The organism is Streptomyces sp. F001, assembly GCF_004187715.1.
GTDB classification, from domain to species: domain Bacteria; phylum Actinomycetota; class Actinomycetes; order Streptomycetales; family Streptomycetaceae; genus Streptomyces; species Streptomyces flavusporus.
In genome coordinates this window covers 1481572-1502800 of the sequence record NZ_QZWF01000001.1, presented here as the reverse complement: position 1 = coordinate 1502800, position 21229 = coordinate 1481572, and the positions used below count along the sequence as shown (strand labels likewise).

The window sequence follows — 21229 nt, the reverse complement described above, 5'->3', positions numbered from 1 at the left end:
CTCATCGCCCGTGGCCGCTTCGTTCACGGCTCGATGTTCGGCAGTTGCCTCCACCAGCGCTCCGGCCCTGACCGACGAGGCAGGCCGGATCGCGCTCAGGGTGCGTGCTGCAAGCCCGGCACCTGCGCGTCCAGCACCCTGGCCCTGCATGCCCCCGGCGTCCCCCACGCGTCACGCAGCGGGCGCGCCTTGCGGAGCCACAGGGAGAGGTCGAGCTCCTCGGTGTAGCCGATCGCTCCGTGGAGCTGGAGGGCCGTGCGCGCGGCGGTGTACGCGGCCTCTCCCGCGGTGACCTTGGCGGCGGCGATGTCGGCCGGGGCCGTCGACAGCGCGGCGCCGAACAGCAGCGGGCGCGCGAACTCCAGGGCGAGCAGGGTGTCCGCGAGCCGGTGCTTGACCGCCTGGAACGAACCGATGGGCGTGCCGAACTGCATGCGCTGCTTGGTGTATTCGACGGTGCGGTGCAGCAGCTCCAGGCCGACTCCCAGGGACTGCGCTGCCGTGAGGAACGCCGCCCGGTCGGCCGCTTGCGCCGCCGCCTCGCGTACGGCGGGACCGCTCGCCAGCAGTTCGCCGCCGTCCAGCGGGCGGAACAGGCGCCGCGCCGGATCGGCGGACGCCTGCAGCGGACCGTGACCGGGAGCGAGCCTGAGCTCGTCACCGCTGACCGTGATCACCGCGTCGGCGGCGTCCGCGTCCAGTGCGTACGGACCACAGAAGGCGTCGGCCTCGTCCAGCCGCAGCGACACCACCGCCTCGCCGGAGGCGATCCGCGGCAGCCACTCCTTGGCGACGGAGGGAAGCTCACCGAGCAGTGTCGCAGCCGCGGCCGTCTCCACCACCGGGCCTGGTACCGCGTGTCGCCCCAACTCCACGTAAGCCACGGCCAGTTCCACGGGCAGTGGGCCCACCCCGTCGTACGCCTCCGGCACCGCGAGCGCGAACACCCCCGCCTCCGCGATCCGCGACCACAGCGCACGCCCCGGCCCGTGGTCCCCGGCCGCCCACGCCCGTACGACACCGGGCGTGCCGGCCGCGGCCAGCATCCGGTCCAGTGTCCGTCCGAACTCGGCCTGCTCGGCGTCGAGGAGGAACCTCATCCGGGGATCCTTCCTGCTCGCGTGAGGCCGGGATCTTGGGGAAGGCGTCCCTTCGGCAGGCCGAGCAGCCGCTCGGCGATGATGTCCCGCTGGATCTCGTTGGTGCCCGCATAGATGGGACCGGCGAGGGAGAAGACGTACCCCTCCTGCCAGTCGCCGTCCGACACCTCCCCCTCCGGGCCCAGCAGGTCCAGCGCCGTCTCGTGCAGCGCGATGTCGTACTCGGACCAGAACACCTTGTTCAGGCTCGACTCGGCGCCGATCGACTCGCCCGCCGCGAAGCGCGAGGCGTTGGCGCAGGTGAAGAGGTGGTAGGCGCGGGCGCCGAGCACGGCGTCCGCCACCCGGTCGCGCAGTGCCGTGTCGGAGGGGCCGGCGGTGGCGCGCCACCGCCGGACCAGCCGGTCGGCGGCGGCCAGGAAGCGGCCGGGGGAGCGCAGCGTGAGGCCCCGCTCGTTGCCGGTCGTCGACATGGCGATCCGCCAGCCCTCCCCCGGCTCGCCGATGACGTCCTCGTCCGGGACGAAGACATCGTCCAGGAACAGTTCGGCGAAGGCGGGCTTGCCGTCCAGCCGGGCGATGGGGCGGACCGTGACGCCGGGGGCGTGCAGGTCGAACATCACGTACGTCAGGCCGTGGTGGGGTTTCGGGGTGCCCGGCTCGCTGCGGAACAGGCCGAAGGCGCGGTCGGCGAAGGCTGCGCGGGAGGACCAGGTCTTCTGTCCCGACAGCAGCCAGCCACCGTCGGTGCGGACGGCCCGGGAGGTCAGGGACGCCAGGTCCGAGCCCGCCTCCGGCTCCGACCACGCCTGCGCCCAGATCACCTCGCCGCTCGCCGTCGGCGGCAGAATCCGGGCCTGCTGCTCCCTGCTGCCGTGGTCGAAGAGGGTGGGGGCCAGCAGACTGATGCCGTTCTGCGAGACCCGGCCCGGAGCGCCCGCCGCGTAGTACTCCTCCTCGAAGATCAGCCACTTGACGAGGTCCACGCCCCGGCCGCCGTACTCCTTGGGCCAGGAGACCACCGACCAGCGGTCCGCGTACAGCCGCGCCTCCCACGCCCGGTGCTCGGCGAAGCCCTCCTCCGTCTCCAGTGAGGCCGGCGGCTCGGCGGGCACGTGGGCCCGCAGCCACTGCCGGGCCTGTGCGCGGAACACCTGCTCCTCGGCCGACTCGTCCAGGTCCATGGGTCCCCGCTCCCTTCCCTAACAAGTGTTTGGTAGGTTAGCGTGGCGCCATGACAGACGTCGAGGCTCCGTCATACGTCCCCGGGCACGGACTGCTCGCCGGCCGCACCGCCGTCATCACCGCGGCGGCCGGGGCGGGGATCGGCGGCGCCACCGCCCGCCGGTTCCTGGAGGAGGGCGCACGCGTGCTGATCAGCGACGCACATGTGCGGCGGCTGAAGGAGTACGAGGCAGAGCTGGGGCGTCAGTTCGCGGGCGCGGTGGCGGCCGTCCCCTGTGACGTCACCGACGACGCCCAGGTGCGGGCGCTCTTCGCGGCGGCCGTACGGGAGCACGGGCGGCTGGACATCGTCGTCAACAATGCGGGCCTGGGCGGGACGGCCGACCTGGTCGACATGAGCGACGAGCAGTGGTCCCGCGTGCTGGACGTGACGCTGAACGGCACCTTCCGGTGCACCCGGGCGGCCCTGCGGGCGATGCGCACGACCGGCGGCGGAGTGATCGTCAACAACGCCTCCGTCGTCGGCTGGCGCGCCCAGGCCGGCCAGGCGCACTACGCCGCGGCGAAGGCGGGCGTGATGGCGCTGACCCGGTGCGCGGCGCTGGAAGCCGCCGCGCACGGAGTGCGGGTCAACGCCGTCGCGCCGAGCCTCGCCATGCATCCGCACCTGGCGAAGGTGACGACGCCCGAACTGCTTGCCGAGCTCACCGCCCGCGAGGCCTTCGGGCGGTACGCCGAACCCTGGGAGGTGGCCAACGTGATCGTGTTCCTGGCGTCCGGCTACTCCTCGTACATGACCGGAGAGGTCGTGTCCGTCAGCAGCCGGCATCCCTGAGCGCGGGTGCAGACCACAATGGGTCACGTGCCGACCAAGAGGAAGCCCCAGGTGACCGGCGCCGCGCCGGCGCGCCGCCGCGAACTCCTGCGCACCGCCGCAGAGGTCTTCGCCGAGCAGGGCTACAACGCAACGACCGTACGGACCATCGCCGACCAGGCGGGCATGCTCGCGGGCAGCCTCTACTACCACTTCGACTCCAAGGAGTCGATGCTGGAGGAGATCCTGCACACCTTCCTGGACGAGCTCTGGGACGGCTACGACGCCGTCCTGGAGGCCGGGCTCGGGCCGCGCGAGACGCTCCAGGCCCTGGTCACCGAGTCGTTCAAGGAGATCGACCGGCACCGCGCCGCCGTTGCGATCTACCAGAAGGAGTCCCGGCAGCTGGCGGCGCAGGAGCGGTTCGCCTTCCTCGCCGAGTCCCAGAGCAAGTTCGAGAAGGCGTGGCTGACCACGCTGGAGCGCGGCGTCGCGGACCGGGTCTTCCGGGACGACCTCGATGTCCGGCTCACCTACCGGTTCGTGCGGGACACGGTGTGGGTCGCCGCGTCCTGGTACCGGCCCGGCGGGCAGCACAGTCCGGAGGAGATCGCCCGGCAGTACCTGTCGATGGTGCTGGACGGGATCGCCGTACGTGAATAGCCCTTTTTTCGTGAGGGAGTTGACATGGCCGAGGCCTACATCGTCGAAGCGGTCCGCACGCCCGTGGGGCGGCGCGGAGGAGGACTGAGCGGGGTCCACCCGGCCGACCTGGGTGCGCATGTGCTCAAGGCGCTGATCCAGCGGGCCGGGGTCGATCCGGCCGCCGTCGAGGACGTCGTCTTCGGATGCCTGGACACCGTCGGGCCGCAGGCCGGGGATATCGCGCGGACCTGCTGGCTGGCGGCCGGGCTGCCCGAGGAGGTGCCCGGGGTGACCGTGGACCGTCAGTGCGGGTCCTCGCAGCAGGCCGTGCACTTCGCGGCGCAGGGCGTACTGTCCGGGACGCAGGACCTGGTGGTCGCCGGGGGTGTACAGAACATGTCGCAGATCCCCATCGCCTACGCGACCCGGCAGGCCGCCGAGCCGCTGGGCTTCACCCAGGGGCCCTTCGCCGGGAGCGAGGGATGGCGCGCGCGGTACGGGGACCGGGCGGTGAACCAGTTCGCCGGCGCCGAGATGATCGCCGCGAAGTGGGGGATCGGCCGGCCGGAGCAGGAGGAGTTCGCGCTCGGCTCGCACCGGCGGGCGGTGCAGGCGATCGACGAGGGGCGGTTCACGCGGGAGACCGTGCCGTACGGGGAAGTCGCCGCCGACGAAGGGCCACGGCGGGACACCTCCCTGGAGAAGATGGCCGCCCTGAAGCCAGTCATCGACGGCGGCACGATCACGGCCGCCTGCTCCTCACAGGTCTCCGACGGCGCGGCGGCCCTGCTGCTGGCCTCCGAGCGGGCGGTGCGCGAGCACGGGCTGACGCCGCGCGCCCGCGTCCACCACCTCTCGGTGCGCGGCGAGGACCCGATCCGCATGCTCACGGCCCCGATACCCGCCACTGCCCACGCCCTGAAGAAGACCGGCCTGACCATCGACGACATCGACCTCGTCGAGATCAACGAGGCCTTCGCGCCGGTCGTCCTGGCCTGGCTGAAGGAGACCGGCGCCGACCCCGGGAAGGTCAATGTCAACGGCGGTGCCATCGCACTGGGCCATCCCCTCGGCGCGACCGGCGCGAAGCTGATGACGACGCTGCTGCACGAACTGGAGCGCACGGGTGGGCGGTTCGGGCTGCAGACGATGTGCGAGGGCGGGGGACAGGCGAACGTGACGATCATCGAGAGGATCTGAGCAGCTCCAAGGACTTCAGCGTCTCCTCGGCCTGCGCCATCACCCGCTCCACCAGCTCCGCGCACGACGGCAGGTCCTCGATGACCCCGGCGACCTGCCCGGACGCCATCACCCCGACGTCCGTACGACCGTCCACCATCGACGCCTTCAGCAGCATCGGCGTGTTGGCGGCCAGCAGGACCTGGCTGAAGGTCAGGTCCTTGCCGTGCTTCATCGCGAGGCCGTCCTGGATCATGCCGCGCCAGGTGCGGCCGGACAGCTTCCGGAACCCGGCCGCCCTGCGTATGGCCCGCAGCAGGGTCGTCGTACGGCCGGATCTCTCCAGCGCGTCGACCAGTTCCGTGCGCAGCATGCGGTGCGGCAGGCCGTCGATCGCCGTCGTGACCGTGACGTCCCTGACCGTCGCCGCCAGATACCTCGCCTTCACCGCGTCCGGCACCGCAGAGTCCGACGTCAGCAGGAACCGCGTGCCCATGGCCACGGCCGCCGCCCCGTACGCCAGCGCCGCGACCAGGCCCCGCCCGTCGAAGAAGCCGCCCGCCGCCACGACCGGGATGTCCACGGCGTCCACGACCTGGGGCAGCAGCACCGTCGTCGCCACCTCGCCGGTGTGGCCGCCGCCCTCGCCGCCCTGCACGATCACCGCGTCCGCGCCCCACCCCGCGACCTTCTCGGCATGGCGCCGCGCCCCGACGGACGGGATGACCACCGTGCCCGACTCCTTGAGGGCACCGATCAGTTCGGGGGTGGGGGCGAGGGCGAACGAGGCGACCCGGACACCCTCGTCGATCATGATCTGGATCCGGTCGGCCGCGTCGCCCGCGTCGGCCCGCAGATTGACGCCGAAGGGTGCGGTCGTCCGCGATGCGACCTCGCGTATCGCCTCGCGCAGCTGGTCGAGCGTCATCGTCGCCGATGCCAGGATGCCGAGCGCCCCCGCGTTCGCCGTCGCCGAGACCAGGCGGGGGCCCGCCACCCAGCCCATCGCGGTCTGCACGACGGGGTGCCGTACGCCGACCAGTCTGGTGAGCGCCGTCTCCATCAGGTCCGCACCTCCCGGTCCCGGGTGTTCGCCGGGTCGATCACCTCACGGATCAGGCGCAGTTCCTCGGTCGTGGGCGCGCGGGTCGGCGGCACCTCGGGCGGGACCGTCAGCGCGAAGCCCGTCGCTTCCCGCACCTCCTCGACGCTCACCCCCGGGTGCAGTGACGCCACCCGCATCGTGTGGTCCGGCGTGGCGAAGTCGAAGACGCCGAGGTCGGAGACGACCCGGGCCAGATGGTGGAAGCGTGCCGTCTCCGGGTGCGCGGCGGCGCGGTCGTACCCGACCCCGCACACCATGTCGACGCGTTCGACGAACACCCGCCGGGAATGACGGGGGATCCAGTAACTCGTCGGATTGTTCAGCGTGTTGACCGGCGCTCCGCGTACGCCGAGCAGTTGCCGGGCGGGTTTCGTCCAGTCGCCGATGCAGGAGATGTTCTGGTTGCCGTAGCGGTCGATCTGGCTCGCGCCCATCATCACGTGCCGTCGGCCACCGGTGACCAGGGTGAGGTGCCGGCGGTACGGCAGCCAGCCCTCAGGTGTGCCGTCGACGTCCACCAGCGTCGCCTCGCCGTCGGTCAGCAGCAGGTCGGGGGCGAAGGTGCGGCGGGCGAGCCGGGCGCCGATGGAGGGGATCAGGCCCATGGGGCTCGCCAGGATCTCGCCGGCCCCGCGCCAGGCCTCGGCGCAGCCGATCACGCAGTACTCGGCACGGGTGGGTGCGGACGCTTCTGCGCTCATGGCCGCTCCTTGTGCCAGGCCTGGACGGCGGACCGGTAGGCGGGCTCGTCGCCGCCGAGGAACCGCTCGGCGAACTGTGGCCAGGGCGTGCCGGCGTAGTGCTTCTGGAAGGCCTCGTCCCGGGCGTAGTCGGGTGCACAGGAGGTGAAGTGGGCGCCGTTCGGGGCCTCGACGACGCCGGCCACTGTGTGCCGCTGGACGAGGAGTGTCTGCGGTGCGGCCTCCTTCGTCAGCTCGGCCGTGTCCACGATCCGCTCGCAGGAGACGTACGCCTGCTCGGCCGCCGCGCAGAACAGGTCGTCGAAGTACGGGTCGGGACCCAGATACTGCCCGTTGCCCCGCCGGTCCGCGCGGTTCACATGGACCAGCGCCGCGTCCAGGCGCAGGGCCGGCATGGCCACCAACGTCTCGCCGTCCTCGTAGGGGGACGTCACCGTGCGCAGCGCGGGGCTCACCCGCATCACGTCCGAACCGAGGCCGGCCCGGACCGGGAGAAACGGCAGTCTGTTCGCGGCGGCCTGCAGCCCCCACAGGAACATCGCCTCGTCGATCTCCAACAGCTCGAACGCCCCGCGTTCGCGCGCCGCCCGGTAGTGCGGTTCGAGCGGGATCGAGTCGAGGGTGGCGAAGGCGGCGACCAGCTTCCGGATCCGGCCGGCGGCAGCCAGCATGCCGACGTCCGGACCGCCGTACGAGACGACGGTGAGATCGGTGATCTCGGTACGGAGCAGTGCTCTCACCAGGGTCATCGGCTTGCGGCGCGAGCCCCAGCCGCCGATGCCGAGGGTCATACCGCTCCGAAGCCGGGAGACGGCCTCGTCGGCGGTCATCGTCTTGTCGGTCACTCGGGCACGTCCTTTCCGAAGCCGCTGCGGACGCGGTCGGCCACCCCGCTCAGGCCCGCCTCGAAGGTGAAGCCCTGCTCGAAGCGGTAGCTGCGGCGCACGTCGACCGGGTCGATACCGTTGATGGCGGCCTTGGCCAGGCGCAGCAGCCGACCGTCCTTGGCAGCGATCTCGCGGGCCAACTCCAGGGCCGCCGCCCGCAGTTCCCCGCGTCGCACCACCCGCCACACCGAGCCGTGCGCCTGCAGCTCGGCCGCGCTCACCGTGCGCGAGGTGTAGTACAGCGTGCGCATGAGGTGCTGGGGGACCAGGCGGGCCAGGTGCGTGGCCGCGCCGAGGGCGCCCCGGTCCAGCTCGGGCAGGCCGAAGACGGCGTCCTCGCTCGCCACGATCGCGTCCGCGTTCCCCACCAGGCCGACGCCGCCGCCCAGGCAGAAGCCCTGCACCGCCGCCACGACGGGAACCTCGCACTCGTACACCGCCGCGAACGCCTCGGCGCAGCCGGAGTTGGCGCCGAGCAGGGCGCTGTCGCCCCGCGCCTGTATCTCCTTGATGTCCACACCCGCGTTGAAGCCCCGCCCCTCGGCGGCCAGGACGACACAGCGGACCTCGGTGTCCCGGCCGGCCGCGCGCACCGCGTCCGCGAGGGCGTACCAGCCGGCCACCGGCAGGGCGTTCACTGGCGGATGGTCGACCGTGACGACGGAAATCCCCTTTCCCGGGGACGAGGTGGAGACACCCATGAGCACATCAGCTACCTTTCCACCAAACATTTGTTAGGTGTGAGGCTTTGAAGCTAGCAGCCGCCGTTCGGCAGTGGGAGCCCCTGTGGACAAAGCACCCCTTGTGGAAAACTCACGGCGCCGGAGCCTGGCCGGCCGGACCGTCGTCGTCACCGGTGGCACCCGAGGAGTCGGCGCCGGGATCGCGCGGGCCTTCGTCGACGCGGGCGCCGACGTCGTCACCTGTGCGCGCAGACCGGCCGGCACTCCGCTCGAGGGCTGCCGGTTCGTGTCCGTCGACCTGCGCGACCAGAGGGCCGTACGGGACTTCTTCGCCGCGCTGCCCCGGCTCGACGTCCTCGTCAACAACGCGGGCGGCACTCCGTACCGGCTGCTGACCGACGTCGACGCCGAGCGGCATGCCCGCGTCGTCGAACTGAACCTCGTCGCCCCGCTGACCGCCTCGCTCGCCGCGTACGAGCACCTCGCACGGGCCAAGGGGTGTGTGGTGATGATCGGCAGCGTCAGCGGCAGCCGCCCGTCCCCCGGCTCGGCCGCATACGGCGCCGCCAAGGCGGGACTGGAGAGCCTCGCCCGCTCCATGGCCGTCGAGTGGGCGCCGGATGTGCGGGTCAACACGCTGGTGGCCGGGATGGTGCGAACGGAGCTGTCCCACCTGCACTACGGGGGCAAGGACGGGATCGCGGCGGTGTCGCGCACGGTTCCGCTCGGACGGCTCGCGGAACCCTCCGACGTCGGTGCGGCCGCCGTGTTCCTCGCCTCCGACGCCGCCTCGTACATCAGCGGGGCGAGCCTGCTCGTGCACGGGGGCGGGGAGCGGCCCGCGTTCCTGGATGCCGCGACCGCCCACAAGGAGGGGTGAGATGAGCCGAATCTGCGACGGGCGGGTCGTCGTCGTCACCGGGGCCGGGCGAGGGCTCGGCAGGGCCCACGCGCTCGCTTTCGCCGCCGAGGGCGCACGCGTCGTCGTCAACGACCTCGGGGTCGGGCTGGACGGGGCACCCGCAGCCGACAGTCCGGCCGCACGGGTGGTCGCGGAGATCCGGGCACGCGGTGGTGAAGCGGTCGCGCACGGCGGGGACGTCGCCACGACCGACGGCGCGGCATCCCTGATCCAGCTCGCGCTGGGGACGTACGGCCGGCTCGACACGCTCGTCAACAACGCCGGCTTCCTGCGCGACCGGATGCTGGTCAACCTCGGGGAGGACGACTGGGACGCCGTCGTACGCGTCCACCTCAAGGGCCACTTCCTGCCGCTGAAACATGCCGCAGCGCACTGGCGGGCCGAGGCCAAGGCCGGCCGCACACCGGCGGCCCGGATCGTCAACACCAGCAGCGGAGCAGGTCTGTTGGGCTCTGTCGGACAGGGAAACTACAGCGCCGCGAAGGCCGGGATCGTCGGGCTGACCCTGGTCGCGGCGGCAGAGCTCGGGCGGTACGGCGTACAGGTCAACGCGATTGCCCCGGCAGCGCGCACACGGATGACGGACCGCACCTTCGCGGCGGCCATGGCGGCGCCGGACAGCGGATTCGACGCCATGGCCCCGGAGAACGTCTCCCCGCTCGTCGTCTGGCTCGGCTCGGCCGCGAGCGCGGGGATCACCGGGCGGATCTTCGAGGCGGAAGGGGGCCGGATCGCCGTGATGGAGGGGTGGCGGCGGGCCGAGACCGACAAGGGGCGCGGTGGGACGTGGCCGAAGTAGATGGGGCGGTACGCGGGCTGCTGGACGCCGCGGAGGCTCCGGGGGCGGTGTACGGGAGCCAAGTGGACTGACCTCGGCACCAACATCCGACCACCGCCACACCTACGTATCGCACTCCAGCACAGTCCTGCACAGCGCACAGCGCGCCCGCACACGCCCCCGCACCGGCACCCGGATCCGCTGGTGACACGTCGGGCAGGGAAACGACACCCGCAGCGGCCCGCGCGCGTCCGGCGTGAAGGCGTACGGCGCGCCCGGCGCCGCGACCAGGGCGTGCCGGTCCTGGGCGTGCCGCCGGTCGCGGGCGTAGCGCCGGCGGCCCGCCCAGCCCGCCGCCGTGAGCGGAGGCTGCTGCTCGTCCCGGCGGGCCAGGGACCTGCCCTCCACGAACGCCGTGTACGCCTGTGGGCTGGTGAACCACGTCGACGGATCCTCCCCGAACACCATGGCGCGTTTGGCGAGGACGTACCCGAACTCCTCCGGGGTCAGATAGCCGAGCTTCTGACTGGACGCCGAGTCCTCCCGGTACGCGTCCAGCAGCAGCCAGCCGGCGCCCAGATACGTCGTCGCCGTGTCCGTGAGGATCTCGTTGTCCCGCGTGCCGTCGAAGGACAGGCCCAGGCGGTGCAGATACACATGCATCACCTCGTGCGCCAGCGCCGCGCCGATGTCCCGGCGGTGGGTGCGGAAGCGGTCGTTCAACTCCACGAAGTACTCGGGGCCCGCGGCGAGTTCGACGTTCGCCGCGTGCTGCATCTCCCGGAAGCTGACGATCAGGCGGGCGTCCGGCAGCCGGTAGTGCCGCACCAGCTCGCGGGCCACCCGCTGGGCGCCCAGATACAGGTCGTCGGTGTCGCAGAAGGCCACGTCGGCCGGGGCCACGCTGGTCGCGAACGTCTGGACGGTGTCGTACGACAGCCGCCTGTACAGCGCGGTGATGGCGGCCCGCACCGTCTGAAGGTGTGGGTAGCCGTGCTCGACCGGTCCGTCGTTCGCCACGCCCGTACCCCCAAGACGCCTTGAACCCGATTCCACTCTACGGGGGTGAGAGCTGATTTTCGCCGGCCGGGTTCCTCCGCCGGGGCGTGAGATCTGTCCTTGTCATGCACGCCATCCGATCTTCATACTTGCGAGCCGCCCAATCCACCACGAAGGGAAGTACGTTGACCCATATCGCGACGAGAAGAACGGGCCTGTCCCTGGCGAAGAGAGCCGCGGCAGCCGGTGCCGTCGCCCTCGCGGTCGCCAGCCTCCAGCCGGTCAGCGCGCACGCCGCGGACACGCGCGTCATCGGCGGAAAGCCCGCCGCACAGAACGAGTTCCCCTTCATGGTCCACCTCTCCATGGGCTGTGGCGGGGCGCTGTACAAGAAGGACATCGTTCTGACCGCCGCCCACTGCATGGAGGGCTCCGGCAACAACACGCGCATCACCGTCACCGCGGGTGTCGCCGACCTCAACTCCTCCGCCGCGATCAAGGTCAAGTCGACCAAGGTCAAGGTGGCACCGGGCTACGACGGCACGGGCAAGGACTGGGCGCTGATCAAGCTGGCCCGGCCCATCGACAAGCCCACGCTGAAGATCGCCACCACCAACCGCTACAACCGCGGCATGTTCACCATCGCCGGCTGGGGCGACACGAAGGAGGGCGCGGGGACCGGCACGACCAAGCTCCAGAAGGCCACCGTGCCGTTCGTCAGCGACCGCGCGTGCAAGTGGCACTACGGCAACCGCCTGGTGTCCGCGGAGGAACTGTGTGCCGGCTACCAGAGCGGCAGCATCGACACTTGCCAGGGCGACTCCGGCGGCCCCATGTTCCGCAAGGACGACGCGGGCAAGTGGATCCAGGTCGGCATCGTCAGCTGGGGTGACGGCTGCGCCCGCACCGGCGTTCCCGGTGTCTACACCGAGGTCAGCCACTTCGCGAAGGACATAGCCCGGGCGGCGTCCGCGCTGTAGGACGAGCCACCGTACGGCGGAGCCGCCCGCCCTGGGTGCGGCTCCGCCGGAAAACCGACTTCCCCCTCGGCTCGGCTTCCGTGAGACGGAACGCGTGCCGGGCGTGCCCGGCGGGCATGAGGACATGGCCTTCCCCAACGTGATCGGCGCGGCTCGCGACGCCGCCCCGTAGGGTGGGAGCCCATGACCACCAGCAACACCACCACCGGTGACGTCGATCCGGCCGTCCGCGAGGAGCTCGCCCGGCTGCGCGACAGCATCGACAACATCGACGCGGCCGTCGTCCACATGCTCGCCGAGCGCTTCAAGTGCACCCAGCAGGTCGGACACCTCAAGGCCGTACACCGGCTGCCGCCCGCCGACCCGGACCGCGAGGGACGGCAGATCGCCCGGCTGCGCGCCCTCGCGGAGAGCGCCAAGCTGGACCCGGGTTTTGCTGAGAAATTCCTCAACTTCATCATCGCCGAGGTCATCCGGCACCACGAGAGAATCGCCGAGGACACCGAGAACGCCACCGCGTCCCCGCCCGACTGACCCCGGCCGACCTCACCCAGGACGGCCAGGGACCCACGCGGGCATCGCGCGCCGTGCACTCCTCGTCAGCCGACGAGCACTCCCCGTCAGTGGCCCGGGCGCGGTCCGGTCGTCCAGGCCACCGGCCGGCCTGCGCCACCGGCGCGGGACCCCACGCAGGCCCGTATACCCCTCCGCCCCTGTCCCCCTGTCAGTGCCATCAGGCAGCATGTCCTCCATGTCCGTACTCACGCGCGACGAAGCGCAGACCCGTGCCCAGCTCCTCGACGTCCGCCACTACACGATCGACCTCGATCTGACCACTGGGGACGAGACCTTCGACTCCCGTACCGTGATCAGGTTCACCGTCCGCGCGGACCAGGACGTCACGGACACCTTCGTCGAGCTCAGGCCCGCCGAGCTGCGCTCGGTCACCCTCGACGGACAGCCCCTCGACCCGGAAAACCTGGACGAGAACCGCCTGCCCCTGAAGAACCTCACCCCCGGCGACCACGAACTGCGCGTCGACGCCGCCATGCGCTACTCGCACACCGGCGAGGGCATGCACCGCTTCACCGACCCCACCGACGGCGAGACCTACGTCTACACCCAGCTGTTCATGGACGACGTCCAGCGGGTCTTCGCCGCCTTCGACCAGCCCGACCTCAAGGCCGTCTTCGAACTGTCGGTGAAGGCACCCGACGGCTGGACCGTCCTCGCCAACGGCATCACCGAACACACCGACGGCGTATGGAAGGCCGCGCCCACCCCGCTGATCTCCACCTACCTCGTCGCCGTCGCCGCCGGCCCCTGGCACTCCGTGCGCACCGAACACCGCGGCCTGCCCTTCGGCATCCACTGCCGCCGCTCCCTCGCGCCCTACCTGGACGCCGACGCCGACGAAATCCTCGACGTCACGCGCGCGTGCTACGACCGCTACCACGAGAAGTTCGAGGAACCGTACCCCTTCGACTCCTACGACCAGGCGTTCGTCCCCGAGTTCAACGCCGGCGCCATGGAGAACCCCGGACTGGTCACCTTCCGCGACGAGTTCGTCTACCGCTCCGCCGTCACCGACACCGAGCGGCAGACCCGCGCCATGGTCATCGCCCACGAGATGGCCCACATGTGGTTCGGCGACCTCGTCACCCTCAAGTGGTGGGACGACATCTGGCTCAACGAGTCCTTCGCCGAGTACATGGGCTACCAGACCCTCACCGAAGCCACCCGCTTCACCGACACCTGGACCGACTTCGGCGTCGTCCGCAAGGGCTGGGGCTACGACGCCGACCAGCGCCCCTCCACCCACCCCGTCGCCCCCGAAGCCGTCAACGACACCGCCTCCGCCCTCTTGAACTTCGACGGCATCTCCTACGCCAAGGGCGCCTCCGCGCTACGCCAGTTGGTGGCCTGGCTCGGCGAGAAGGACTTCCTCGCCGGCATCAACACCCACTTCACCCGGCACCGGTTCGGCAACGCCACCCTCGCCGACTTCATCGACTCCCTCGCCGCCGCCACCGAACGCGACGTCCACGCCTGGGCCGACGCCTGGCTGCGCACCACCGGCGTCGACACCCTCACCCCACGCGTCACCGGCGACAACGGCACCTACACCCTCACCGTCGAACGCACCGGCAGCCGCCCGCACCGCATCGCTGTCGGCCTCTACGACCCCGACCTCACCGACGAAGGCCGCCTCACCCTGCGCGAACGCCTCGACCTCGACATCCCGCAGACCGACGGCCGGCCCATCGGCAAGCGCCCCGCGCTGCTGCTGCTCAACGACAGCGACCTCACCTACGCGAAGGTCCGCTTCGACCCGGAGTCCTTCCGGGCCGTGCGTGACGGACTGTCCGGCCTGCCCGAACCCCTCACCCGCGCGGTGGTGTGGAACGCCCTCAGGGACGCCGTCCGCGACGGCGAACTCCCGCCCACCACCTACCTGGACACCGCCCGCGCCCACCTCCCGCGCGAGACCGACCTCGCCCTCGTCCAAGGCGTCCTCGGCTTCGCCGCCACCCAGATCACCGACCGCTACCTCGCCCCCGAGGACCGCCCCGCCGCCCTGACCACCATCTCCTCCCTCTGCCGCGACCTGCTGCGCCGCACGGAGGACGGCGACAACCCCGGCCTGCGCCTGCTCGCCGTACGCCACTTCATCGACGTCGCCGCCCAGCCCGACACCATCGCCGCCTGGCTCGCCGACGGCACCGTCCCCGGTGGACCGGAACTCGACCCCGAGCTGCGCTGGCGCGTCCTCGCCCGCCTCGCCGTCCTCGGCGCCACCGACGAGACGGCCATAGCGGCCGAGCTGGACCGCGACCCCAGCGCCACCGGCCAGGAGGGCGCCGCCCGCTGCCGCGCCGCCCTGCCCGACCCGGCCGCCAAGCACACCGCCTGGGAGGCCATGTTCGCCACGGACGACCTGTCCAACTACCTGTTCACCGCCACCGCCCAGGGCTTCTGGCAGCCCGAACAGGCCGACCTCGTACGGGAGTACGTGCCGCGCTACTACGAGGACGCCGTCGCCGTAGCCGCCCGCCGCGGCCCCGCCATCGCCGATGCCGCCGGCCGCTGGGCCTTCCCCACCCACGCCGTCGACACCGACACCCTGCGCCTCGGCGAGGAGTGCCTGCGCGACGCCGACCCCATCCCGGCCCTACGCCGCAAGCTGGCCGACCAACTGGACGATCTGGCCCGCGCCTTGCGAGTACGGCAGGCGTAGAGCCCGTCCGGCAGATCATGCGGAAGGCGTAGAGCCCGTCCGGCGGATCACGCGGAAGGCGTAGAGCCCGTCCAGCGGATCATGCCGCAGGCGTAGGGCCCCGTCCGGCGGATCACGCCGCAGACGCGGGGCCCGGCACGCTCCCGCAACGCGGCATAGGGTGGCGGGCCCGCAACGCGGCACCGGGTTGGCAGGCCTGCAACGCGGCACCGGGCGGCGGGCCCGCAACGCGGCACCGGGTTGGCGGGCCCGCAACGCGGCACCGGGTTGGCAGGCCTGCAACGCGGCACCGGGCGGCGGGCGCGCAACGCGGCACCGGGTTGGCGGGCCCGCGCCCGCCAACCCGTACCCCTTTCGGGTATCGATCCCTGGGCGTTTCAGGCGCGTAGCCCCATCCACGTACAAGCTGGAAGCATGCCCACGCCGCCCCTAGCCTCAGGCCCCGAAGGCCCGGGCGCGCTACGGCCGTTGCTCGACACCGTGCTCCACGCCCTCCAGGACGGCACCCGAGCGCGCGGCGGGCCACTGCCCGCCGGCGGCCCGGACGCCGTCGCCGCGCAGGTCCGCGCCGCGGTGGGCGACGTACTGCCCGACGAAGGCCACCCGGACGCCCTGCACGTCCTCGTACACACCCTCGCCGCAGGCTCCGCCGACCCGGCGCACCCCCTGTGCGCCGCCCACCTGCACTGCCCACCCCTCGCCGTCGCCACCGCCGCAGACCTCGCCGCCAGCGCCCTCAACCCCTCCCTCGACTCCTGGGACCAGGCCCCGGCCGCCTCCACCCTGGAAACCCTCGTCACACAGGCGCTCGCCCACGAAGTCGGCGCCGCCGACGCCCTCGTCACCACCGGCGGCACCGAATCCAACCACCTCGCCCTGCTGCTCGCCCGCGAGACCACGGCCCCCGCCTCCAGCTCGTCCACGCCACGAACGCCCACCACTCCCTCGGCCGCGCCGCCTGGCTGCTGGGCCTGCCCGACCCCGTCGTCCTGCCCGCCCCCACCGGCACCCTCGACCCCGCCACCTCGACAAAGCCCTCACCGACCTGCGCGGCCCCCTCCTCGTCGCAGCCACCGCCGGCACCACCGACGCCGGACTCATCGACCCGCTGCCCGACATCGCCGCCCACTGCCGCGCCCACGGCGCCCGCCTGCACATCGACGCCGCATACGGCGGCGCACTCCTGTTCAGCGAACGCCACCGCACCAAACTCGCCGGCCTCGAAGCCGCCGACACCATCACCCTCGACCTGCACAAACTCGGCTGGCAGCCCATCGCCGCCGGCCTCCTCACCGTCACCGACCCCCGCGACCTCGCCGCCCTCCACCAGCGCGCCGACTACCTCAACGCCGACGACGACACCGAAGCCGGCCTCCCCGACCTCCTCGGCCGCTCCCTGCGCACCACCCGCAGACCCGACATCCTCAAGATCGCCGTCACCCTCAGAACCCTCGGCCGCAGCGGGCTCGGCGCACTCATCGACCAGGTATGCGCCCACGCCCACGCCCTCGCCGACCTCATCGACACCCACCCCGCCCTCGAACTCCACGACCGGCCCACCATCAGCACCGTCCTGTTCCGGCCCACCCACGCCACCGACGACACCGTGGCCGCCGTACGCAGACAACTCCTCACCGACGGCCGCGCCGTCCTCGGCCGAGCCCGGCTGGACGACCGCCTCTGGCTCAAAGCCACCCTCCTCAACCCCCACACCACCCCCAGGACCTGGCCGCCCTCCTCACACTGGTGGAAGGAAACACCCCCCGATGACCCGCCCCACCAACCCCCACACCCCGCCCACGCAGCCCAAGCCCCCCGCGACCTGGTCGGCATCGGCATCGGCCCCTTCAACCTCTCCCTCGCCGCCCTCGCCCACCCCCTCGCCGAACTCGACGCCGTCTTCTACGAACAACGCCCCACCTTCGACTGGCACCCCGGCCTGCTCATCGACGGCGCCACCATCCAAGTACCGTTCCTCGCCGACCTGGTCACCCTCGCCGACCCCACCAGCCCCTGGACCTTCCTCAACTACCTCAAAACCCGCGACCGGCTCTTCCCCTTCTACTTCGCCGAGCACTTCCACATCCAACGCGCCGAATACGACGCCTACTGCCGCTGGGTCGCCGACAACCTCCCCGGACTCCACTTCCGCCACCAGGTCGACGCCGTCCGCTGGAACCCCGAACACGACCTCTTCGAAGTCGACTTCACCCAGCTCGACACCGACTCACAAGCCCCATCCCTCGGCCGCACCTACACCAGGAACATCGTCCTCGGCATCGGCACCGAACCCCACATCCCCGACCCGCTCCGCCCCCCTCGTCGACACACCCGGCGTACCCGTCATCCACGCCGCCGACTACCTCGACCACCGCGACACCCTCCTCACCGCCGACCACATCACCGTCGTCGGCTCCGGACAGTCCGGCGCCGAAGTCTTCCTCGACCTACTGCGCCACCGCCCCGCCGGCCGCGAAAAACTGCACTGGATCGGCCGCACCGAAGCCTTCGCCCCCATGGAGTACTCCAAGCTCGGCCTGGAACACTTCACCCCCGACTACACCCGCTACTTCCACGCCCTGCCCGAACCCGTCCGCGACAACCTCATCGCCGCACAATGGCAACTCCACAAAGGCATCGACACCCACACCATCGCCGCCATCCACGACGAGCTCTACCGCCGCACCCTGCACGGCGGCTGGCCCGACGCCGTCCTCACCCCCGGCGTCCACGTCCGCACCGCCGGCCGTATCGCCACCAGCACAATCGAACTCCACCTGGAACACACCCAGCAGAACACCCGCTCCCGGCTCACCACCGACGCCGTCGTCCTCGCCACCGGCTACCGCGAACGCCCCCTCACCCGCCTCCTCGCCGGCCTCGACCCCCACCTACGCCGCGACAGCCAGAACCGCCCCCGCATCGACGACGAATACCGCCTCCTCCTCGACCCCGCCATCACCGGAGCGATCCACATCCAGAACGCCGCCCCCCACCCCACGGCGTCGGCACCCCCGACCTCGGCCTCGCCGCCTGGCGCAGCGCCACCATCCTCAACTCCCTGACCGGCAAGGAGCCCTACCCCCTGCCCCACCGCACCGCATTCACCACCTTCGGCCTGCAACCACACCAGTCCCAGCTCCCGCCCGCGCGCCACCCGAAGACGCTCACACCCCTCACGGACGGGAACTGAAGACCCCAGACCAGACGGTCAGAAGACGGGCGTGCCCTCCCGTGTCAGCTTCCAGCCCACCGACGCGAAATCCTTCGGATCCAGCACACCCTTCGCCGTCGCCCACTCCGCGATCCGGGTCCGGATCTCCGTCGACTCCGACCACAACTCCTGCGCCGACGCCACATGCGGAAACGCGCCACCACCGTTCGCCCGGTAGTTGTTCACCGCGAACACGAACTGCTGCGCGTCATCCAGCGCGGCCCCGTTGTAGGTCAGGTTCCTGATCCGCGAACCCGCCGCCTGCGCAATGTCGATCTCGTACGACAACCCCGACACATAGTCGTAGTTGTAATCCGGGCGACCACCCGCATTGGTCAGCTTCTCCACATCGACCGCCGCACCCGCCGCCGTCTGCACGAAATACTCCGCCGAATACTCCAGGTACGCCTTGACCTGCGCGCCCGTCATCAGCTTCGCGACCAGCGTGTTGTCGTACACGTACAGACTCGACAGATCCCGGATGGTCACATCGCCCGCCGGGATCTCCGAGGTCCGCGAGAACGGCGAGGCCTGCGAGATCACCGGCAACGACGCGTACTCCGTGCCCACCAGCGCCGCCCTGACCACGTCCTCCTGCACCTTGGTGATCAGATCGATGATCGGAGCGTCCTTGTAACGCGCCTCGACGGTCGTCAGGGTCTCCGTCGCAGTGCCGACGACCTGGTTGACATACGCCACGACGACGTCGTGCTCGTCCTGCAGCAGCTTGGTGATCTTCGGGTCGTCGGCGACCGTCCTCGAGTCGCGCACCGTCGCCGCGACCGACTCCACCGTCCACCGGCCCTTCGCGAAAACCAACTCGAAGTCGAACAGCGACAACCGCTCCGCATAGGCCAACGGCTCCGACAGCACCACCGTCCTACCGGTCTTCTCGTTCGTCACCTTCAACTCGGCAATCTCCGTGTGCGCATGACCCACCAGAATCGCGTCGATCCCCGGCACCTGCTGCGCCACCAGCGCCGCCGAGTTCTCGATATACGGCAGCTGGTCACCGTACGAGGAAGTGCCGGACGACCCGGAGTGCGCCGACACCACCACCACGTCCGCACCCATCGAACGCAGCCTGGGCACCCACTTCGCCGCCTGCTCCTCCAGACCGGGGAACGTCATCTTCCCCTGCACATACGCCTTGTCCCAGATCGCGATACCGGGATTCGTCAGACCGAGAACCGCGACCTTGACCGGCGGGGCGCCCTTCACATGGAACTTCTTGAAGAAGTACGGCGGGAACGCGGGCTTCAGCGTCTTCGCGTCCAGCGCGTTCGCACCCAGCAGCGGGAAGTCGCACTGCTCCTCGAACTTCCGCAGCGTCTCGATGCCGTAGTTGAACTCGTGGTTGCCCAGCGCCACCGCGTCGTACCCGATCTCGTTCATCGCCTGCGCCATCGGGTGCACCGGCCCGCCCTCGGCCGTGATCGGGTCGACCTTCGCGTAGTAGTACGTCAACGGGGTGCCCTGAATCGTGTCGCCCGCATCCAGCAGCAGCGTGTTGCGGCGGCCCTTCTCCGCACGGACCTGCTCGACCAGCGTCGAGATACGGGCCAGACCCTGCGCGTTGCCCTTGGCGTCCGTGTACTCCGCGTTCTTGAAATAGTCCCAGTTGAAGATGTGCCCGTGCAGGTCCGTCGTGCCCATCACCGTCAGCGAGTACCGCTTCGCCGGCCTCGGGCCCTTCCTCACCTCCGCGGCCTGAGCCGCCGGAGCCGCCGCCGCACCGGCCAGCGCCACCCCCGCCCCGGTCACGGCGGACTTCTTCAGAAACTTCCGGCGGTTCAACGGCATGTGCTCTCCTCCAGCCACACGGACTTCGACGACGCGCGTAGATAACGCGCGTAGATTCTGACCCGGACATGACCGGCCGCAACAGACCCACCAGGTTTCGATCCGATGACCCAACCCCTCAACCAAACCAGTGACAGCACACCGAACTGACACAGTGGGCCATATGACCACCGCCCACGAACCCCAGCCACCCGCCCTCCCCTACGGCACCCCCGACGCCCCCCGCATCGCCGTCCGCGGCCAAGCCCACCTCGAAGTCGACCCCGAAATCGCCCGCATCGGCATCACCGTCACCGCCCGCGGCCGCGACCGCCGAACCGCCCTCGACGACCTCACCCGCCGCAACACCACCGCCCTCGACCTCATCAAAACCTACGGCGACGCCGTCGAACACCTCGAAACCGGCGCCTTCTCCATCACCCCCGAACTCACCAAACACGGCCGCGCCGAACGCATCCGCACCTACCACGGCCGCGTCCACATCACCGCCGAACTCACCGACTTCACCGCCCTCGGCGAACTCACCACCCGACTGGCCGACCTCGACCTCACCCGCGTCGACGGCCCCTGGTGGACCCTACGCCCCGACTCACCCGCCCACGCCAAGCCCGCCAACAAGCCGTCCACGAAGCCGTCCAACGCGCCCGCGAATACGCCGACGCCCTCGGCACCACCCTCGCCGCCCTCGTCGAACTCCGACATCGGCGCCGAGAACCCCCCGCCTACCCCCAAGCACCCGGAAGCCGCATGCGCTCAGCCGCCTACGCAGCCTCCACCGAGGACACCACCGCCGCACCCCTCGACCTCGAACCCCAACGACAACACGTCCACGCCCAGGTCAACGCCCGATTCACCATGGCACCACCCCGCCTTTGACCACACATTCAAAAACCCGACAGAGCGAATGCACGACTCCAAATGCGTGACAGGAGTCCTATTGCTCATCAGAGCAGCCATCCGCACAATTCAACAGTTGTCAACACCGCTTCACCCAAC

General features: G+C 70.9%; 15 protein-coding genes and 4 pseudogenes. 11 read left to right on the top strand and 8 right to left on the bottom strand.

Features of this window, described 5'->3' with window-relative positions:
* Positions 1-95: 95 nt before the first annotated feature.
* Complete coding sequence (locus StrepF001_RS06945) at positions 96-1100, bottom strand: acyl-CoA dehydrogenase family protein (protein WP_129797356.1); 1005 nt, start codon at positions 1098-1100, stop codon at positions 96-98.
* On the bottom strand, positions 1097-2284 hold the full coding sequence (locus StrepF001_RS06940; protein WP_129797355.1) for an acyl-CoA dehydrogenase family protein: 1188 nt from the start codon (positions 2282-2284) through the stop codon (positions 1097-1099). The genes StrepF001_RS06945 and StrepF001_RS06940 overlap by 4 nt, the downstream gene beginning before the upstream one ends.
* Before the next feature lie 50 nt (positions 2285-2334).
* On the opposite strand from StrepF001_RS06940, the gene StrepF001_RS06935 reads away from it, so the two are divergent.
* The 3 genes from StrepF001_RS06935 to StrepF001_RS06925 are packed head-to-tail and all read left to right on the top strand — an operon-like array spanning position 2335 to position 4944.
* Positions 2335-3120, top strand: coding sequence for an SDR family oxidoreductase (locus tag StrepF001_RS06935; RefSeq protein ID WP_129797354.1), 786 nt, complete (start codon positions 2335-2337; stop codon positions 3118-3120).
* Between the two features lie 27 nt (positions 3121-3147).
* Positions 3148-3762, top strand: a complete 615-nt coding sequence (locus StrepF001_RS06930; RefSeq protein ID WP_129797353.1) for a TetR/AcrR family transcriptional regulator — start codon at positions 3148-3150, stop codon at positions 3760-3762.
* A gap of 24 nt (positions 3763-3786) precedes the next feature.
* Positions 3787-4944 (top strand): acetyl-CoA C-acetyltransferase, encoded by a 1158-nt coding sequence (locus tag StrepF001_RS06925; protein WP_129797352.1) that lies wholly within the window; start codon positions 3787-3789, stop codon positions 4942-4944.
* On the opposite strand, the gene StrepF001_RS06920 is transcribed toward StrepF001_RS06925, so the two are convergent.
* From StrepF001_RS06920 to StrepF001_RS06905, 4 genes are read right to left on the bottom strand one after another with little or no spacing between them, the layout of a single operon-like run.
* The gene (locus tag StrepF001_RS06920; RefSeq protein ID WP_129797351.1) at positions 4928-5986 is read right to left on the bottom strand and encodes a nitronate monooxygenase; all 1059 of its coding nucleotides are present in this window, start codon (positions 5984-5986) and stop codon (positions 4928-4930) included. The genes StrepF001_RS06925 and StrepF001_RS06920 overlap by 17 nt on opposite strands.
* Entirely contained in the window at positions 5986-6729 is a 744-nt protein-coding gene (locus tag StrepF001_RS06915; RefSeq protein ID WP_129797350.1) for a CoA-transferase, read from the bottom strand. The genes StrepF001_RS06920 and StrepF001_RS06915 overlap by 1 nt, the downstream gene beginning before the upstream one ends.
* Positions 6726-7574 carry a CoA-transferase gene (locus StrepF001_RS06910; RefSeq protein ID WP_129797349.1) on the bottom strand — a complete coding sequence of 283 codons (849 nt, stop codon included), beginning with the start codon at positions 7572-7574 and terminating at the stop codon, positions 6726-6728. Before StrepF001_RS06910 ends, StrepF001_RS06915 begins: the two co-directional genes overlap by 4 nt.
* Positions 7571-8317, bottom strand: a complete 747-nt coding sequence (locus StrepF001_RS06905; protein ID WP_129797348.1) for an enoyl-CoA hydratase family protein — start codon at positions 8315-8317, stop codon at positions 7571-7573. The genes StrepF001_RS06910 and StrepF001_RS06905 overlap by 4 nt, the downstream gene beginning before the upstream one ends.
* A gap of 127 nt (positions 8318-8444) precedes the next feature.
* Between StrepF001_RS06905 and StrepF001_RS06900 the strand changes: the two genes are divergently transcribed.
* Both StrepF001_RS06900 and StrepF001_RS06895 read left to right on the top strand, forming a co-directional pair.
* Complete coding sequence (locus tag StrepF001_RS06900) at positions 8445-9179, top strand: SDR family oxidoreductase (RefSeq protein ID WP_129797535.1); 735 nt, start codon at positions 8445-8447, stop codon at positions 9177-9179.
* Between the two features lies 1 nt (position 9180).
* Positions 9181-10091: pseudogene (locus tag StrepF001_RS06895) on the top strand (SDR family oxidoreductase).
* Positions 10092-10122: 31 nt separating this feature from the next.
* Here StrepF001_RS06895 and StrepF001_RS06890 read toward each other — a convergent pair.
* A complete protein-coding gene (locus tag StrepF001_RS06890; protein ID WP_129797347.1) occupies positions 10123-11019 on the bottom strand; it encodes a hypothetical protein in 897 nt (298 codons plus the stop codon).
* Between the two features lie 164 nt (positions 11020-11183).
* Here StrepF001_RS06890 and StrepF001_RS06885 point away from each other — a divergent pair, with 164 nt between their 5' ends.
* The 5 genes and pseudogenes from StrepF001_RS06885 to StrepF001_RS06865 all read left to right on the top strand — a co-directional run bounded on the left by StrepF001_RS06885 (position 11184) and on the right by StrepF001_RS06865 (position 18409).
* Positions 11184-11978, top strand: coding sequence for a serine protease (locus StrepF001_RS06885; RefSeq protein WP_240797294.1), 795 nt, complete (start codon positions 11184-11186; stop codon positions 11976-11978).
* 183 nt (positions 11979-12161) lie between these two features.
* Positions 12162-12512, top strand: coding sequence for a chorismate mutase (locus StrepF001_RS06880; RefSeq protein WP_129797346.1), 351 nt, complete (start codon positions 12162-12164; stop codon positions 12510-12512).
* 217 nt (positions 12513-12729) lie between these two features.
* Positions 12730-15216 (top strand): aminopeptidase N, encoded by a 2487-nt coding sequence (gene pepN / locus StrepF001_RS06875; protein ID WP_165396164.1) that lies wholly within the window; start codon positions 12730-12732, stop codon positions 15214-15216.
* Between the two features lie 414 nt (positions 15217-15630).
* Positions 15631-16986: pseudogene (locus StrepF001_RS06870) on the top strand (aminotransferase class V-fold PLP-dependent enzyme).
* A gap of 52 nt (positions 16987-17038) precedes the next feature.
* A pseudogene (locus StrepF001_RS06865) lies at positions 17039-18409 on the top strand (SidA/IucD/PvdA family monooxygenase).
* Between the two features lie 18 nt (positions 18410-18427).
* On the opposite strand, the gene StrepF001_RS06860 reads toward StrepF001_RS06865, so the two are convergent.
* Positions 18428-20233, bottom strand: a complete 1806-nt coding sequence (locus StrepF001_RS06860) for a 5'-nucleotidase C-terminal domain-containing protein (RefSeq protein ID WP_129797344.1) — start codon at positions 20231-20233, stop codon at positions 18428-18430.
* A 163-nt stretch (positions 20234-20396) separates the two neighbouring features.
* On the opposite strand from StrepF001_RS06860, the pseudogene StrepF001_RS06855 reads away from it, so the two are divergent.
* Positions 20397-21109 (top strand): annotated as a pseudogene (locus StrepF001_RS06855) (SIMPL domain-containing protein).
* Positions 21110-21229: the final 120 nt, after the last annotated feature.

Coding starts and splice junctions, on each gene's coding strand:
- StrepF001_RS06860 (WP_129797344.1), bottom strand. CDS start 20,233: ATGCCGTTGAACCGCCGGAAGTTTCTGAAGAAGTCCGCCGTGACCGGG.
- StrepF001_RS06920 (WP_129797351.1), bottom strand. CDS start 5,986: ATGGAGACGGCGCTCACCAGACTGGTCGGCGTACGGCACCCCGTCGTG.
- StrepF001_RS06925 (WP_129797352.1), top strand. CDS start 3,787: ATGGCCGAGGCCTACATCGTCGAAGCGGTCCGCACGCCCGTGGGGCGG.
- StrepF001_RS06945 (WP_129797356.1), bottom strand. CDS start 1,100: ATGAGGTTCCTCCTCGACGCCGAGCAGGCCGAGTTCGGACGGACACTG.
- StrepF001_RS06915 (WP_129797350.1), bottom strand. CDS start 6,729: ATGAGCGCAGAAGCGTCCGCACCCACCCGTGCCGAGTACTGCGTGATC.
- StrepF001_RS06905 (WP_129797348.1), bottom strand. CDS start 8,317: ATGGGTGTCTCCACCTCGTCCCCGGGAAAGGGGATTTCCGTCGTCACG.
- StrepF001_RS06935 (WP_129797354.1), top strand. CDS start 2,335: ATGACAGACGTCGAGGCTCCGTCATACGTCCCCGGGCACGGACTGCTC.
- pepN (WP_165396164.1), top strand. CDS start 12,730: ATGTCCGTACTCACGCGCGACGAAGCGCAGACCCGTGCCCAGCTCCTC.
- StrepF001_RS06880 (WP_129797346.1), top strand. CDS start 12,162: ATGACCACCAGCAACACCACCACCGGTGACGTCGATCCGGCCGTCCGC.
- StrepF001_RS06940 (WP_129797355.1), bottom strand. CDS start 2,284: ATGGACCTGGACGAGTCGGCCGAGGAGCAGGTGTTCCGCGCACAGGCC.